Annotated in this window: 7 protein-coding genes; all 7 read right to left on the bottom strand. The window is 33.9% G+C overall.

The window, feature by feature from the left end:
- Nucleotides 1–17 precede the first annotated feature (17 nt).
- Nucleotides 18–3,311, bottom strand: coding sequence for a VCBS repeat-containing protein (locus J2X17_RS03565; RefSeq protein WP_310294771.1), 3,294 nt, complete (start codon nucleotides 3,309–3,311; stop codon nucleotides 18–20).
- A gap of 28 nt (nucleotides 3,312–3,339) precedes the next feature.
- On the bottom strand, nucleotides 3,340–5,547 hold the full coding sequence (locus tag J2X17_RS03560) for a CRTAC1 family protein (RefSeq protein WP_310294770.1): 2,208 nt from the start codon (nucleotides 5,545–5,547) through the stop codon (nucleotides 3,340–3,342).
- A 51-nt stretch (nucleotides 5,548–5,598) separates the two neighbouring features.
- Entirely contained in the window at nucleotides 5,599–7,092 is a 1,494-nt protein-coding gene (locus J2X17_RS03555; RefSeq protein WP_310294768.1) for a DUF6851 domain-containing protein, read from the bottom strand.
- 145 nt (nucleotides 7,093–7,237) lie between these two features.
- Nucleotides 7,238–7,780, bottom strand: a complete 543-nt coding sequence (locus J2X17_RS03550) for a hypothetical protein (protein WP_310294767.1) — start codon at nucleotides 7,778–7,780, stop codon at nucleotides 7,238–7,240.
- A gap of 158 nt (nucleotides 7,781–7,938) precedes the next feature.
- Complete coding sequence (locus J2X17_RS03545; RefSeq protein WP_310294766.1) at nucleotides 7,939–9,426, bottom strand: RagB/SusD family nutrient uptake outer membrane protein; 1,488 nt, start codon at nucleotides 9,424–9,426, stop codon at nucleotides 7,939–7,941.
- A 10-nt stretch (nucleotides 9,427–9,436) separates the two neighbouring features.
- Nucleotides 9,437–12,406 (bottom strand): SusC/RagA family TonB-linked outer membrane protein, encoded by a 2,970-nt coding sequence (locus J2X17_RS03540; protein ID WP_310294764.1) that lies wholly within the window; start codon nucleotides 12,404–12,406, stop codon nucleotides 9,437–9,439.
- Between the two features lie 681 nt (nucleotides 12,407–13,087).
- The gene (locus J2X17_RS03535; protein ID WP_310294762.1) at nucleotides 13,088–17,164 is read right to left on the bottom strand and encodes a hybrid sensor histidine kinase/response regulator transcription factor; all 4,077 of its coding nucleotides are present in this window, start codon (nucleotides 17,162–17,164) and stop codon (nucleotides 13,088–13,090) included.
- Nucleotides 17,165–17,265 lie beyond the last annotated feature (101 nt).

The raw sequence follows: 17,265 nt of genomic DNA, 5'->3' as shown, positions 1-17,265 counted from the left end.
ATTCAAAAAGAAGATTTTTAGTTAATCCTCACGCTTTGTAAAAACGAATTGTTTTTAGTGACCAAGAGATAGTTTTTCCCTTTTACCGTAATTTTCTCCATGTTTTTAACATCACCGGGAGTAAAAAATCCGCTGTCAATTGCTGAAATTGATTTGAATTTTCCTGTTCCATCACCTTTTAAAAACAATCCATGACCGGCATCGTTTCGAGGGGTTTCTACTTCGGAATTGTACATGTTACCCGTTATTAGAACATCAAGTTTACCATCTTTGTCATAATCATCGACCATTATTTGATTGATACAGGTAAGCTGCGCTTCAACTGGCAGTTCATGGATTATGAACTTGCCATTTTTATTTTCTAAATAAATACTGGCAAATGATTTTACCTTATAATGCAAAGCTTCCTTTAAAGATTTCTCTGTATAAACATCAACCAAAGTAGCTTCAGAAAAACTTTCATAATCTTTGAATTTCTTTTTGATATTTGGTATTTGCTGAGACGAACAACCACGTCCACGCACGGGATATTGTTTTCCATCATTGTAATAACTCAACACAATGTCTTTGTGTTTGTTATTATCAAAATCTTTTACATAGATGTCGAAGGTTTCACTAGGAGTTGCTTTGTATTTATAATTTAAACCATTGTTCCCAACAATATAATCCATATCGCCGTCATGATCAAAATCGCCCTGCTGAATGCTCCACCACCAACCGGTAGTATCATCATTAAGTCCCATGCTTTTGGTAACTTCTTTGAAACCAGCTGCTGTATTCTGAAAAATACGAATAGGCATCCATTCGCCCACCACAATAATATCGGATAATTTGTCATTATTAAAGTCCGTAATTACAGCGCTGGTTGCCATTCCTAAATTGGTAAATTCTTTAGGCGATTTTTTAGAAACTTCAAATTTTGGCTGTGTCGGCGAACTTATATTATGCAACAAATACGTGGTTGCAGGAGACGGATATTGTCCCGGAACTTGTCTACCTAAAACTAAAAGATCTTGTTTTCCATCTTTATCATAATCAATAGGATATACTTTAGAACCACTTGTCAGCATCGTTGGCAAAACTCCTTTTGGTGCTTTTGTAAAATTGCCTTTGCCATCATTCAGGTATAGTCTGTCTTGTAATTTTGGGTCGTTAACTAAAAATTCATAACCACCGCTCACTACATACAAATCATTATTTCCGTCATTATCAGCATCAAAAATTAAGGCTCCTGTGTCTTCGCTGGCTTTATCGTCTTCGAGTGCCTGAATTTTCTTTTCTGCAAAACCAGCTGCACTCTGCATGAATATTTTTCCTGAATAGGTGGCAGAACCTCCAAGGAAATAATCATCCAAACCATCTTTATTTAGATCTCCAACCGCAATAGCAGGACCAAAAGTCGACATTTTATGAGGCAATAAAACCTGATCTTTAAAATCGTCGTACTTATTTTCTTCGTGTTTATAAACCGGAAAAACGTTGGTTTCAGTGGCGAACAACTGAGCTTTTGTAGTTGTTTTCACAGCTGCTTCCTCTTTGGCATCCTGCTCTTTAAAGCTTAATGTTTGATTCACTTTAACATTAGATAATTTTTGGACTTTACCATTTGTCCAAACTACTTTTACCTCATCGATAGTTTTTTCTTTACCCACACCAAAATGCAATTCGGGAGCTACCGATGATTGAAATCCTCTGGTTAAAGTAAGCTCCTGCATTTGGGTTCCTTTCTTCGTTTTGATGTAAACACGGTTCCCTAAACCAAAAGTGTTTTTAGTATCTCCTTTGAAATTTACTTTAATATAATTATTGATCTTGGAACTTGAATTTTCAAAAACAGAGGCATAATCGTCTATATTATTTACAACCAAATCCAAATCGCCATCGTTATCTAAATCGACATAAGCTACACCATTTGAAAAACCTTTAAATTCGATTCCCCATTTTTTATTGGCTTGTTCAAAATTTAAATTTCCTTTGTTTTGAAACATAAAATTGTCAATTTTCTCAGAAGGAATTTCCTGAGATTTTTTAAGCAAATCTTTTGGTTTTAGATTGAGTGCTTCTAAACTATGAAAGAAATCATTGTTATTAATTTCCCTTCTGGTTCCGTTCGTTACAAACAAATCTTTATTTCCGTCATTATCAAAATCAGCAAATAAAGGTCCCCAGCTCCAATCTGTAGATGAAGTTCCGGTAATGCGTGATACATTTCCGAAATGCGGAATCCCATTTTCATTAACTCCTGTATTCAACTGCATGCAATTGTGCATGTATTGGTAATTGAAACCGGCATCGACTACATCCCAAAAAAGTTTTGGATTCATACTTGACATATTTGCTTTTTTACGACGATTGTCTTTTGCATCCATATCAACCTGAAAAACATCTAAATTTCCGTCGTTGTTAAAGTCCGAAATATCGACGCCCATTCCGTAGAAAGAATTATGTGCCATTGCTTCTTTCACTACTTCTTTAAAAGTACCATCCTGATTGTTGATGTACATAAAATCAGGTGAATTGAAATCATTAGAAACATAAATATCAGGCCAGGTGTCATTGTTTAAGTCGCCAATTGTGGCACTTAATGATAATCCATAGTTCTTCACGCCTGCTTCCTGGGTAACATTCGCAAAATGATTGCCGTCATTTCGATACAAATGACCAGATTCATTGTCTTTTACGTGAAGCATCATTTGTACATAATCTCCTGTTGCCGAATTAAATTTCGTAGGTGGATAATTGGCTACAAATAAATCTAAATCACCGTCTTTATCATAATCAAAAAAAGTTCCCTGAACACTGTTTCCTATATCATCAATACCGTATTCTTTTGCTTTTTCTGTAAAAGTTCCGTTGTGATTATTTATATATAGTTCATTGTTTTTAGGTCCGAATTTTCCTCCAACACTGCAATAAATATCCAAAAAACCATCACCATTTACATCGGCCATTGTAACTCCGGTATACCAACGGGAATCGCCGCCAACACCGGCTTTTTTTGTAATATCTTCAAATTTTAAATTTCCTTTATTCAGATATAATTTATTGGATACCTGATTTCCTGTGAAGAAAATATCTACCAGTCCATCATTGTTAATGTCTCCTGTAGCCACTCCTCCTCCCAAATAAATATAATTATAGGTGAAGTAATTTAATGAATCATTTTCTGTCAGATTATTACTGAAATCAATCCCTGTGTCGGAACGGTCTAGAGTGGTAAATATCTTTTCATCTGATTCTTTAGAACAGCTGGCAAGTAATACTAAACCGATAAGGCTATAAAAAGCTATTTTTATTTTTATATTTTTCATATTTATGCTTCTAATAAATTTATTTTTTTCAAATACAAAGAGGAGAATGTGCTCCGGCCGTTGAAAAAATAGTTCTTTTGATATTTATTTTCGAAAAGTTATTTTCCCCTTCAATGATTTTAATGTATTGATTGGGCTGTATATTTTTAAAGACTTTTTTCTTTTGGTCTTTTGGCCAGGTAATTTCGATTTGGTCAATTATTGCGGCTTGCCCAATTCCGATTTCCATTCTTAAAGCCGACGCTCCAAAGCTGCCACCTGAGTTTAAAATCCTGTATACTGATCTTGAAGTGCCGTTTTCTTTGAAAGTGACTTTTACTTTGGTTCCAATGGCAGAACGATTGCTGTATGTGCCTTCTAACTGTAATTTTATCCAGCGGTTGTTGTTTTGTCCGGGATTCAGATATAAAGAATTACTAAAAGAATCCCCTAAATAAGCACCTCCGACTTCAATAAAAATATCAGAATCACCATCATTGTCCAGATCATTGATAGCCACAGCATGACCTTTTTGCAAATTTCCTACTCTGCCAGAAACCGTAACATCGGCAAATTTTCCATTACCCATATTTCTAAATAATCTGTTAGGCGCCAGTGATTTATAATCCGGATTTCCTGTTCCGAGATACATATCCAGAAAACCATCATTATCAATATCTCCGTAATTGGACCCCATTGCAAAAACGGTTTTACTTAGTCCGGCTGTTTTAGAAATATCAGAGAAAGTGCCATCATGATTGTTATGATACAAATACATTTTACTGCTTTCATTTGGAATATTCAGCGCTTCCATTGCAATTTCACCTGCAATAGAACCACTGTATTGATATCCACAAACAAAAATATCCTGCCAGCCGTCGTTATCATAATCCCAAAACCAGGTGGGAAAAGTCATTACATTGATGCCTGCCAAACCTGCCTGACCTGTAGCATCAATAAATTGCGGAATGCCTTTTTTAAGACCTGTATTTTTTAATAAAATTTTTCTCTTGTTCATTCCGGAAAGGAACAAATCAATATCGCCATCATTATCATAATCAGCCGCTGTTACCCCTTTTATAAAACTGATAACATCACATTTTGCTGCTTTCGCCACATTCGTAAATGTTCCGTCCTGATTATTCAAATACAGTTCTGAAGGATACGCTTCGTTATCAGATGATTCGTTTCCAATAAACAAGTCCAGATAACCGTCATTATTAAAATCATTCCACGTGCCTGCCTGGGTTGGAAATTCAGAATATAAACCGCTTTTAATGGTTACATCCGTAAAAGTGCCGTCGCCATTGTTGCGCAAGAGTGAGTTGGGCTGTCTTCCATATTTATGCATCCAGGCACCTCTTAAAACAAAAATATCGGTATCGCCGTCATTGTCATAATCTGCCTGAATCATACTTAATCCTCCTTTGAAACGGCCTATTTCTGATACTTTGGAATAGTCCAGATATTTTCCTTTTTTATCATTTTGATAATAGTGCATTACGCCATCCAGACTCCAGTCAGAAGTTATAATATCTAAGTAATTATCGTTATTAAAATCATCAACAATAACTCCACCTGACATATTTCTTCCCTTTATGCCTACGTTTGCGGCAACATCCAGAAAAGGTTTTATACTGTAGCCTGAATCTTTATTCAGATTGGGTATCAGCCATTGTTTAGGGACTTCTAAAGGATAACCTCCCAGCGTCATATAAGCAATATTAATCAACCATCTTGATTCATAGTCATTAGGGTCGATCTCTAATAATCTCTTATAAATTTCGATTGCTTTTTGAGAACCTTGTCGTATTGCATGAATACCATTTTTTTGAATCGGCATTATACACGATTCCGGATTATGGTAATTGACACAATTTTGTTTTTCTCCCAGTCTCATATAGGCAATGGCCAGAAATTTTAGCGATTGGGGATCTTCTTTGCCATCAATCTTTTTCTTTCTTTCGATGGCGCTTTCCAAAGTGGCGACAGCGTCTGCTTCTTTTCCAAGTTTTAATAATGCATTTCCTTTATTTATTTCATTAAATAATTTGAAAAAACCTTCATCTGAACTTTTAATTATAGAGTCGTAATAAGCAACTTCTGTTTTTGACGCAAATGCATTGTCTTTCACCTTATACATCTTATTTCTTGCCTCCAAAATCTTAATCATCTTATCATTTGGATTCGAAAAATAATCGCAGGACTGCATTAAAATAAATACGATAAATAGCGATACTAACTGTTTAATTTTCATAATTAAAGCCTTTGTAGATTAGACAAGTTTCTTTGATGTTCTGAAACTTCCTCAATTCTCCGCTATAGTTTCGAGAGTTTTATTTCCGATATGAATATTATAAAACTTCCATTCTTCATGGGCCACGTTTCTTCCTAACTTCAATCCTTCAACATTATCAGACTGAATATGGTAACCTCCCATAACTCTTGAGATTCCGGCCATATTTGCTGTTTCTGTTAAAGTATTGAATTTTAAAACAACCTTCTTTCCTAAATTATCCGGCTCTGTCATTGCTCCTGCTGTAAGTTCTACAGATTGTCCAAATGCGTCGCTGCCTGTCCATAATCTTAGAGCTTCTGCACAGCCACCACTTATTGTACTATGTCCTGAAACATAACTCGGAAATGGAGGGCATAAAAATGTGTCTGGAGAAAAAGGTCTCCATTCTTGCCCCTGCATTGTAATCATTCCTTTCCCCGGACCTCCCCAGGCTGTAATTGTTTTATCCCCATAATAGTAATGTACCAAAGCATTTGGTCTGGATGAATCATAAAACATTTTGGTATCCCAACAAGCAATAAAACAATCCATTGCTGTTATCTGATTTAAAAAATACATTTTAACATCCTGATCTAAGGTGTGATTGTCTCTTCTTGAAATGTCCTGAGCAAATCTTAACCAGTGTCCGGCTTGTTGAACAGATTTTGGTCCATCTCTCATAAACTCAACCAATGCTTTGTCTTCATCGGTTAATTTAGCTTGCAAAGCGATTACTTCATCTACTTCATTTTTAAGCTTTTCTGAACCGAATAAGGGTGGCGGAACAGAACGAAATTGATCACCTGATTTCAATCCGACAGGTTTTACTCTATTCCAAAAAGGAGTTAAACAGGCAGGAGCAAATTTTCCGCCTTTTCCATCAGAAAAATATTTAGGCTGCCAGTGGTTAATATCATTCAGTTGATCCACTGTATTTACGGGTGCATAGTTCGTATAATCAAAAAATGGTTTTCCATTAGAACCTGCTTCTTCAGCATATTGATTAGAACCGTCCCCTCTTCTTGCCGCGATAACCGCTTTGGCTGCCAGATTACCAATTCCTTCCGGAGTCTTTGGATCTAATGATGTATTTGCAGGATCATATCCCAGTTCTTTCATAAAAGAAGCGAATAACGCTTTGTCACTATAATAATATTCGCAAAGTGCTCCATATGCTGCATAACTTATGGCTATTTCCTTGTTTTTTAAATTTTGCTCTTTGTTTGTTCTTCTTTTAACATCATTTAGATATACCGGAATTGCCTTTTCATCATAACGGCTCCAGGCATCAAAAATAGCTATGAAAGTCAATCCTAAAAAGCGGGATGTTACAGTTGGTCTTGGCCTAAAACGATCCGTATCATTTGCAGTTGCCTGAACTGCCATTTCGCCCCATTTATAGGCAATATTATTTATTCCGGTTGGTTCTGTAATTTTATTTTTGTTCACATTGGTTTGTGCAAACGCATTTACGCTTAAAGCACTAAAAAATAGCACTTTAAACAAAAATTTATACATTTTCATTTTTGGTTGGTTTATGGTTGTTAGATAGTTTTCTTTTTCAATTAGAATTAATTGAAATTGAATGATAAATTTTAAATAAGGAGATTAACCCTTAGTAAAAACTAAAGATTGAAGTCCTATTTACATTTTAGCATTAAAAGAAACACTAAACCATATCAGGTGGAGGATAATTGGCAGTAAAATATCCTGCAAGAAGGTTTCTTTGCGGAGGATATGAATTTAAAGTAACTGTGAAGAATAATTGTACAGAAACAGGCATTAAGGTTATACTGCTTCCTGGAATGTAATCCTGAATAAAGGATTTCATTAATTTTTTACTTGGATTTTCTTTGTTTGAATTATCATCAAATAATTGACTGTCAACAATTTTTTTTAAATCTTTATTGAAAGCTTCAGTATGAGAATTTTTCAGGCAAAATAATTTTAAAACATTGTTTTGAATTCTTTTCTTAAAGACATGATAGGTTTTGTTATTGATTACGAAGTCTTCATTGGCATCTTCAATACCAGAATCAACTACATAAGCATACGGGTTAATCTTAACTTCAATTACTTCAAAATTTGAATTGTCAGTTTTCTCCATAGCAGTCACCCACACTTGCTCCCGTTGTTCAGCAAACATGATATAAAATCCTAAAACATTGTAAAACAATGTCACGATTAAAAAAAGTGAAGCAATTCTTTTCATTTGAATAAAATTGGACCTGCCTAAAACTATTTAATATTGAAAAACTATATATTTCAGTGAAACTTAGCAAAAAATAACAAATTGATAAACAGCGCACTTACATGCGCTGTTTGCCAAATTACTAACTTAAACTAACTCAACCAACCATCTTAAATCCCCTAGTAGCCAGGATTGTTATTACTAGGTTTTATATTTGGATTTGAAGATGTTTCTCTATTTGGTATTGGCCATAATTCACTTTTACCAGTTTTGAAACCAGTTCCAGCCAATTCAGTAGCCGCAATACCCCATCTAATAATATCATCAAAACGAACTTGTTCGCCTGCTAATTCAACTTTACGTTCATGAACAAGAGCAGTAAAAACCTGATCTTTAGTAAGTGTTGTTGCCAATAGCGGGACACCAGCTCTAGAGCGAACCTGATTGATGTAACCAATAGCTGTTGCCTGTACACCTCCACCTCTCATGCTTTCACATTCTGCCATCATAAGCAATACATCTGAATAGCGCATTACTTTGAAGTTGATACTTGAATCCAGGTTTTCGTCAGTACGTTTGTAGTAGTTTTGATATTTTTTCCATCCTGCTCTTCTAAGACCTTCTGATGAAGAGAAATTAGCAGCAGTCATTGTATTTGCTCCGTTGTTATATTTAGATCCCGGTACGTAGAAAGTATCTCCAAAACGTTTATCACCTGCCTCATATGAATCTAATAGATTATCTGAAGGATAAACATTGTACCAACCTAAGTTACCATATTCCTGACCTCTAAGCGTTGATTCGGCCACACCGTCTCCGGCAGTATCACTACCCCATTTATCAGCTACTCCTAATTTTTCATCATATTCAATCTCAAAAATTGATTCCGGACCATGCTCTGTTTCATCCATGAAATTGTTATAAAAATTAGTTTCTAAGCTAAATCCTGTAACTTTATTAAAAGCAGCTAAGGCTTCATCATATTTCTTTTCATACAATAATGCTTTTCCTAAATAAGCAAAGGCGGCTTCTTTAGTTGCTCTTCCTTTATCTTCTACGTTTTTGCTCAATAGATTTTTAGAAGCAAAGTCAAAATCAGCTTCAATTAATTTATAGACATCTGCTTTTGGACTTCTCGGATTACCAACTATGGTCTGTGATGTATAAATTGGCAAATCACCAAAACGAGGCACTAAAAGAAAATAATAGTAGGCTCTTAAAAAATGCGCTTCTCCTAAGAATTTATTCTTTTTTTCTTGTGTTAAAATTGTAGTTGGTAATGCCTGAATTTTATCTTCATTATCTAATACAAAATTAGCTTTGGATATTCCTAAAAAGCAGGTTTCCCAATAAAACTGGATAATATCGCTGCTGGCATCAAAAGAAAAATCAAGAAAAGGTTTTTTGTTACCTTCTAATTGCGGGTTTCCTTTATTTTCCTGAGCCATATTGTCTAAGGCAAAGAAAATATGTCTTGCATAGAGTCCTCTTGTCTGTAAATTTGCATAGGCTGCATTTACTGAAGCTTGTACCTGAGTTTCGGTTTTAAAGTACGTTTCAGGCGATAACTCATTTGGATTACTTAATTCTAAATCATTATCGTTACATGAATTTATTGCAAAAATTCCTAACAATACTACAGTTATATATTTTATTTTTCTCATCATCTTTTATAAATTAAAATGTAACATCAAGTCCAAAAATTACTGATTTAGGTTGTGGATATCTTCCTATATCAATTCCGGCAGAATTTGCATTCGCATCTACACGCGCAATTTCAGGATCTAAACCAGAGTATTTTGTTATTGTAACAAGATTTTGCGCACTTACATAAAATCTTATGTTAGAAAAATACTTAGTGAACTGGTCTCCTGAAAACGTATATCCTATAGTAACATTTTTTAACCTTGTATAAGAACCATCTTCAACATAGCGCTGACTGGCAGATGACCAGTTTTGACCTACTCCAAGTGCTCTTGGTAATGTAGCGGATGGATTGGTAACTACTCCATTTTGAACAATTGTTCGGTCTAAAACATCTGTACCGGCATTAAACAAACGCTGCATAGCCTCTAAATCAAATTTATTTGCGTTAAAAACATCATTTCCGGCAACTCCTGTTATAAAACAGTTGAAGTCAAATTTCTTATAGGCAGCATTTAAATTTAAACCATATGTAAAATCAGGATATGGATTTCCAATATTTGTTTTATCTTCTGAATTGATTACTTTATCTCCATTGCGATCAACAAATCTAATATCACCTGGCTTCACAGTAGTTTGACCAGCTCCCAAAGCAGCATCTACTTCTGCTTGGTTTTGATAAATTCCGTTAGTTTGATAACCCCAAAAATAGAATATTGGCTGACCAACTTCCAGTCTTGAGAAGCTCTCTAAACCGGCTCTTCCTGAGGGACCGCCTAATACGCTTGTCACACCCGGCGCTAAATAGGTTACTTCATTTTTATTTGTCCCTAAATTAGCTATAGCAGACCAGGTAAAATCTCCCTTTCTGTCATTGTATCCTAGTGACAGTTCAAATCCTGTAATTTTTGTGTTGGCAACATTTTGAGTTTGTGTTCCTCCACCGGCTGAACCTACAGATGCAGGTAGCGGCACTGCGAAAAGAATATCACTTCCTTTATTGTTAAAATACTCAAATGATCCAGTGAATTTTTCATCAAACAAACCAAAATCCAAACCTATATTTCTGTCTTTTTTGGACTCCCATCTTAAATCTGGATTTGCAGCTCTACCCGAAGTAACACCTGATGCGGGTGCTCCATTAATTGGATAAATATAATTTGCGGCTAAAGTTCCGCTATATTGGTAATTGTCTATAAGGTCATTTCCTGTTGTTCCTGTACTTGCTCTAAGTTTTAATGTGCTAAATATAGAATCTTCCATAAAACTTTCTTTTGCAATATTCCAACCTAAGGCAATGGAGTAAAAATTACCATAACGATAGTTAGATCCAAAACGTGACGAAGCATCTCTACGCCCTGAAATAGCGAATAGATATTTCTCATCATAATCATAATTGATACGAGCTACATAACCTAAATTATTTGTTTCGCTGCTAGTAGATGCCAAATTTGCATCCTGAAGCCTCAATTGATCAATCTCGTCTGAAATGTAGTAACGGCTGCTTGCTGTTAAATTCTGAAACTTATTCTCAATTTTGGTTATTACTCCTACAACCTCTAAATTATGTTTCTCTGCAAATTTAGTTTTGTAGGTTAAGCTATTATCAAAAACAATAGTCTGTCCTTTAGAATTTGTTTCGGCAGTTGACGAATACGCTTGTTTATGTGCAGATCCATCTGCATAACTTGGAATAAACGTGTGGTCTTCATTTGTAAAATAATCCAAAGCAACTTGCGATCTGAATTTTAAACCTTTGTAAATTTCTAATTCAGCGTAGATATTTCCAATAATAGATAAGCCATGAATGTTTTGATATCCTAAATTTGCTACACGAACCGGATTTTCTGCATCCTGCCCATCAGCTGTAGAAGGACCTTGGTAACCACCTAAATTATTTGCATTATAAACTGGTAAATAAGGTGCCATTTTAATAGCGTGCTCTAGTAATGTTCTACCCCCTGAGGCACGCTCCGGATTTGTTTTACTAAAAGAAACTCCAATGTTACTTCCTATGGTTAACTTACCAATGCTTTGTGTATTATTTGCTCTGAAAGAATAACGTTCGAAACCTGTATTAATAACGGCTCCTTCCTGTTTTAAATATCCTGCTGAATAACGGCTTGTAGAATTTTCTGTTCCATTTGAGAAACTTAAATTATAATCCTGCATTACGCCATCCTGAAAGATCTGATCTTGCCAATTTGTATTTATATTGCCAAATTCTGCTGCTCTCGCCGTCAAATCACTTCCTAAATCTTTTGCATACTTAAGATATTGTTGTGTATTTAAAACATCATATCTTTTAGTAATGGATTGAAAACCTGCGTAAGTACTAAAAGTTAATTGGCCCGGGCCTTTTTTACCCTTTTTGGTAGTTACCATAATTACACCATTGTAAGCTTTGGAACCATATAAGGCAGTTGTTGAGGCATCTTTTAAAACAGATATACTCTCAATATCACTAGGATTTAATCCTGATAAGTTACCTGTTAAAACCCCATCAATTACATACAAAGGAGTGCTATTATTCATTGTGCCTAAACCACGGATACTAACTGCAGGACTTGAACCCGGTGCCCCATTTACAACGGTAACACCAGCTGCTCTACCTTGTAAAGCTGACTCCGCATTTGTAATAGGCACTGCAGTAATATCTTTTGAGGTTACTGTTGCAATTGCTCCCGTTACTTTAGTTCTCTTTTGAGTACCATAGGCAACTACAACTTCCTGTAAATTTTGTGCAGATTCTACCAATGTAACATTAATTACATTGTTAGTACCCACAGTGATAGTTTGTGTAACTAATCCAACATATGAAAATGTTATTCTGTCTGTTGACTTAACATCTTTTAAAAAGTACTTACCATCAAAATCTGTTGACGCGCTATTTTTTGAACCTTCTACATAAATAGTAGCACCAGGTAATGGGAATCCTGAGGGATCGATAACCACACCCTGTATGGTCTTTGATTGTGCCATCACATTCTGATAGCTAATCATGAGCAATGCGATTATTGCAAATTTTAATTTTAACATCATATTAATTGGTTTTTTGTTTCGTTAAATAATTGTGGTTGTAAAGTTTTTTTGTTGTTTGTGTATTGAGATAATTTAGCTTTTACACTATCACTTTTTCCTTTTCAAATTTTCAAAAATTACGATTAGGATATTCTCTTGATTTTCTGTTTTCTCTAATCACAAAGTTTCGGTTCGAAATTTTGACTGGAAAAAAAAAGGAGTTTTTCAATACACAAAATTTGGTTTCATTTCATGTTTTAAATTGGTTTAAAATGGTTAACAATAGTTTCATGGTTATTTGATGTTTAGTTAAATCAAAAGTAGAATGTTAACATAAATTTCACATAGTACATATGATGCAAAAACTATCAAATTTGTAGCACTACAGTTAAAAAAACGAGTAAAATCAATATTTTATAGTGATTCAATAAACAAAACAAAATTTTGATATTGATAATTATGAGCCATTATTTTTCTTTAATTAAGAAATTAAAGGTCAATAAATATTTATTTAATAATTGTAAAAAGAGCAAAACATCTCCTTTTTGGTTCTTTTTTTTACTCATTTATAAGCACGAAGAATTCAAAAACAGCCATCGATTAGATTGTTATAAAAGCAAAAAAAAGACGGCCTGGGCCGTCTTAAATTACTTTGAAAAATAACTATCGTTTATTATTTTGCGTCGGTAGAAAACCGTATTTATCTTTATAACATTTTGTAAAATACGAAGGTGAACTAAAGCCAACCTTATAGCTAATTTCGGTTATATTATCATTGCCCAGTTCAATTAATTCTTTCGCTTTTTCTAAACGAACATTACGAATAAATTCATTTACAGAAACACCTGTCAGCGTTTTAATTTTTCGATACAATTGGCTTCTGCTCAAAAATACCTTCGAAGCCAGATCTTCCACACTTAACTCGGGCTCGCTAATGTTTTCATTAATATAATTCAATGCGTTTTTTATAAAATCATTGTCTAAAGTGGTTGTTTTCTCCTTAGCTTTTGGCGTAATTCCATTATAAAATTTATTAAACATAATTTGCCTGCTGTTTATCAATTGCACCAGACTGGAACGCAAAATATCCATATCAAAAGGTTTACTTAGGTACATATCTGCACCTGAATCAATTCCTTCCAATCTATCTTTAACCAATGCTTTTGCAGACAGCATCATTAACGGAATATGGCTGGTTTTTAAATCGGCTTTAATATTTTTACACAATTCCAAACCATTCATAACAGGCATAATTACATCTGTTAAAATCAAATCGGGTAGTTTCTGCAAAGCTAATTCTAAACCAACCTGACCATTCTCGGCTACTAAAACCTTATATTCTTTTTTGAGTTCATTTTTCAAATAATTTCGCAATTCCACATTGTCTTCAACGATAAGGACAGTGTAAATTCGATCTTGTTTTTCTTCACTATGCTCTGATTGGATTTCTTCTTTTTCTACAATTGGCGTGAAACTCATTTTTTTCTCCTTTTTGAAATCTTCCAGTAGTATTTCGCTTTCATTAAAGAACTCTTTTCCAATAGGAAACAATAATTTAAAAATAGTACCAACACCCAATTCGCTTTCTACTTCAATTTTTCCTTTGTGCAATTCGACAAACCCGCGCACGACTTCCAATCCTATTCCGGTACTTCCATAGTAGGCTTTATTTAAATTATTTACCTGATAGAAACGGTCAAAAATTCTTTTTATATCTTTTTTGTCTAATCCTGAACCGGTGTCTTCGACAATTATCTCAAATGAAGGATATGTATTTGTAGCATCTATCAAAGGAAAATAAATCAATTCATTATTAGCCAATAGCTTAACATTAATCCTGCCATTGTCCGGTGTTACTTTGAAAGCATTTGAAATTACATTAAAAATAATTTTTTCGAACATTTTTGGATCTATCCAATCTTTTAAAGCCGTTTTATTAGCTTCAAATTCGAGCTGAATGCCACGGCTCAAAGCTTCTTCATCAAAATAACTGACAATTTCTCTGGTAAAACTTACAACCTCAATTAATTGCAATTGCAACGTCATTTTGTTAAACTGCAATTGATTAAAATCCATCAACTCATTGATCAGTCTTGAAAGTCTGTCAGAGCTTTTTTGAATTGTCTGCAATTTTTTCAACACATTCTCTGGTAAATCTGAGCTATAGTTTCTGATAATATCTCCCAACGGATTTAAAATCAAAGTCAGTGGTGTTCTAAATTCATGTGAGATGTTGGTAAAGAATTGTAATTTTTTATTATTTAATTTTTCAATTTGAATCGCTTTTGTCTTTTCAAATTCTATCATTTGCTTTTGTTTAAAACGATTCTGATAATATTGATTGGCAAAATAAATAGCTGCTAACAACAGTAAGGTATAAAATAAATAAGCAAAATAGGTTTTCCACCACGGCGGTAAAATTTCAATTCTTAATTCTAATGGCTTTTGATTCCAAACTCCATTTTTTTCTGATGCCTTAACTTTAAAAACATAATTGCCAGGCGCTAAGTTTGTATAAGTTGCTGAGCGCTTATTGCCAACATAATTCCAGGAATCTTCAAAGCCTTCTAAATAATAAGCATATTCATTTCTGGCAGGAAAGGAATAATTTACAGCAATAAAATCGATGGTAAATACAGACTGGTCATGCCTAAGAATTATTTTTTTTGTTTGAGAGATAACTTTTATTAATGGCGAGTTTTTTTCAAGTGGCCCTACTGACTTATTAAAAAGTTTTAAATCAGTAAAGTAAATTGGAAGCTGTTTTTTGCTTTTAATCAAATTCGTAGGATTAAAGTAGTTTAAACCTTCGTAACTGCCAAAATACAGCATTCCGTTTTCATCTTTCAGTACCGAATTGTTATTAAAGTCATTTCCCAGCAAACCATCATAAATCGAATAATTAAAGGTTGTTTTGTTTTTTAAATCCAGCCTTGTAATTCCTTTTTTTCCACTTAACCAAATACCGCCATCATTAGATTCTACAATAGATGAAATTGACTTTTCATGCAGCCCTCTAAAATTGATGAACCATTTTAAACTATCTGTTTTTTTATTATAGCTGAATAAACCCGCACCATCGGTACCAATCCAGATTTCTTTGTTTTTAGCCTCATATAAAGTATTTATAGTATGTGTACTTTTATGATTTTTAAGCTTTTCAGACATTTTATCGCGAAAAGAAATTACTGAAAAAGTAACAAAATCCTTTGTAGTAACCTTATACAAACCTGTTGTTGAACCTACCCAAACGGCATCATCTGAATCAACCATCACATTTCTGATGTCTAAATTCATTACAGTATTAAACGGTTTTGAATTACAATAATGAAATTGCCCATCTGAAGGAGTATAATAATGTAACCCTTTTGCAAAAGTTCCTATCCAGATTACACCTCTTGAATCTTCAGTAATACTCATAATATTATCTGAGGCCAGATTAGTGTTTTTTGTGCTATAATTAATAAAATTCCTGCTTCCTTTCTTTAAAAGAAAAATCCCTTCGTTCCAGCTGGATAACCAAATATTCTGCTTTTTATCAATAAAAACTTTAGTAATATTATCATTGGTCAACCCGGAATAAAAACCAGGATCGGATTTGGTAATATGTTTGAACTTTTTAGTTAGAGGATTAAATACATCCACTCCCCCGCCTTCCATAGAAATCCACAACTGGCCTTCGTGATCTTTTGCAATGCCCGTAACACAATTAGTTTGCAACGATTGTGAATTTCCAGGTAAACTTTCGATGATATTTACTTTGCTGTTTATTTTATCAAAAACACCCAGGCCCTTGTTATAATAACCAAGCCAAATTCTGCGCTCTTTATCCAGAAATAAAGACCAAACTGAATTTGAACTTAAGCTGCGTATATTGAATTTGCTATTTACATATTTTTCCTGAACAACACCCTGATCGTTTACAATGATTAGTCCGTCATTTTCTGTTGCACAAAGAATTGTTTTGGAATCTGTCGCCAGTATCGACATGATCCTTTTTTTTGTAATGGGATAAGAAACAGCCTGTTTAGAATTTAGGTTTACTTTAATTAATCCTTTAAATCCATTGCCAATCCATAAGTTCTGATTGGCATCTACAAACATAGATACTATGTTTCCTGATAAAATTTGGTTATCATTGCTGGCAGTTACTTTTTTAACAACATTTTTTGCAAGGTCTACTACTTTTAAACCAACATTAGTACCCAAATAAATTATGCCGTTTTTATCCTTTACCAAGCTATTTATAAGGTAATTTTCGGGACTGGCAACATCAAGTTTAATTGAAGTAATTTCTCTCGTCTTAACATTTAGTTTGAGTAATCCCCCATTAAAAGTTCCCAATAAAAGATTACCCCTATTGTCTTCAATAATGCTTTTAACTGAAATTACAGTACCTTCATTTGCTTTGCTTTGAACATCAATGCTTTCAAACGTATTTAAATCCCGGTTATAAAGACATAATCCCTCGTCAGTACCTATCCACAACCGGTTGTGAACATCTACATAAGTTGCGTAAATAAGATTGCTATTGATAGAATTATTTACGTTGGAGTTTTGCTCATACGAAACATAATTTACTCCATCGAATTTATACAGACCTGCACCATTTGTCCCCATCCACATGATCCCAAATTGATCTTGTGCAATAGTGTAAATACCACTTTTTGAAGACTCTTTATTTACTAAACGAAATTGATAGTTCTCAAATGCATTTTGAGAAAACAGATTATTTATCAAAAAAAATAAAATGACTCTAAAACAATTCTTTTTGGACATTATAAAAATGGTTAGTAATTTGAATTAAATATATACTATTTAATCGAAACCAATTATTTGTT

The organism is Flavobacterium aquidurense (assembly GCF_031458035.1).
GTDB lineage: Bacteria > Bacteroidota > Bacteroidia > Flavobacteriales > Flavobacteriaceae > Flavobacterium > Flavobacterium aquidurense_C.
This window is presented reverse-complemented; position numbering and strand designations above follow the sequence as displayed.

Coding starts and splice junctions, on each gene's coding strand:
- J2X17_RS03565 (WP_310294771.1), bottom strand. CDS start 3,311: ATGAAAAATATAAAAATAAAAATAGCTTTTTATAGCCTTATCGGTTTA.
- J2X17_RS03560 (WP_310294770.1), bottom strand. CDS start 5,547: ATGAAAATTAAACAGTTAGTATCGCTATTTATCGTATTTATTTTAATG.
- J2X17_RS03555 (WP_310294768.1), bottom strand. CDS start 7,092: ATGAAAATGTATAAATTTTTGTTTAAAGTGCTATTTTTTAGTGCTTTA.
- J2X17_RS03550 (WP_310294767.1), bottom strand. CDS start 7,780: ATGAAAAGAATTGCTTCACTTTTTTTAATCGTGACATTGTTTTACAAT.
- J2X17_RS03545 (WP_310294766.1), bottom strand. CDS start 9,426: ATGATGAGAAAAATAAAATATATAACTGTAGTATTGTTAGGAATTTTT.
- J2X17_RS03540 (WP_310294764.1), bottom strand. CDS start 12,406: ATGATTAGCTATCAGAATGTGATGGCACAATCAAAGACCATACAGGGT.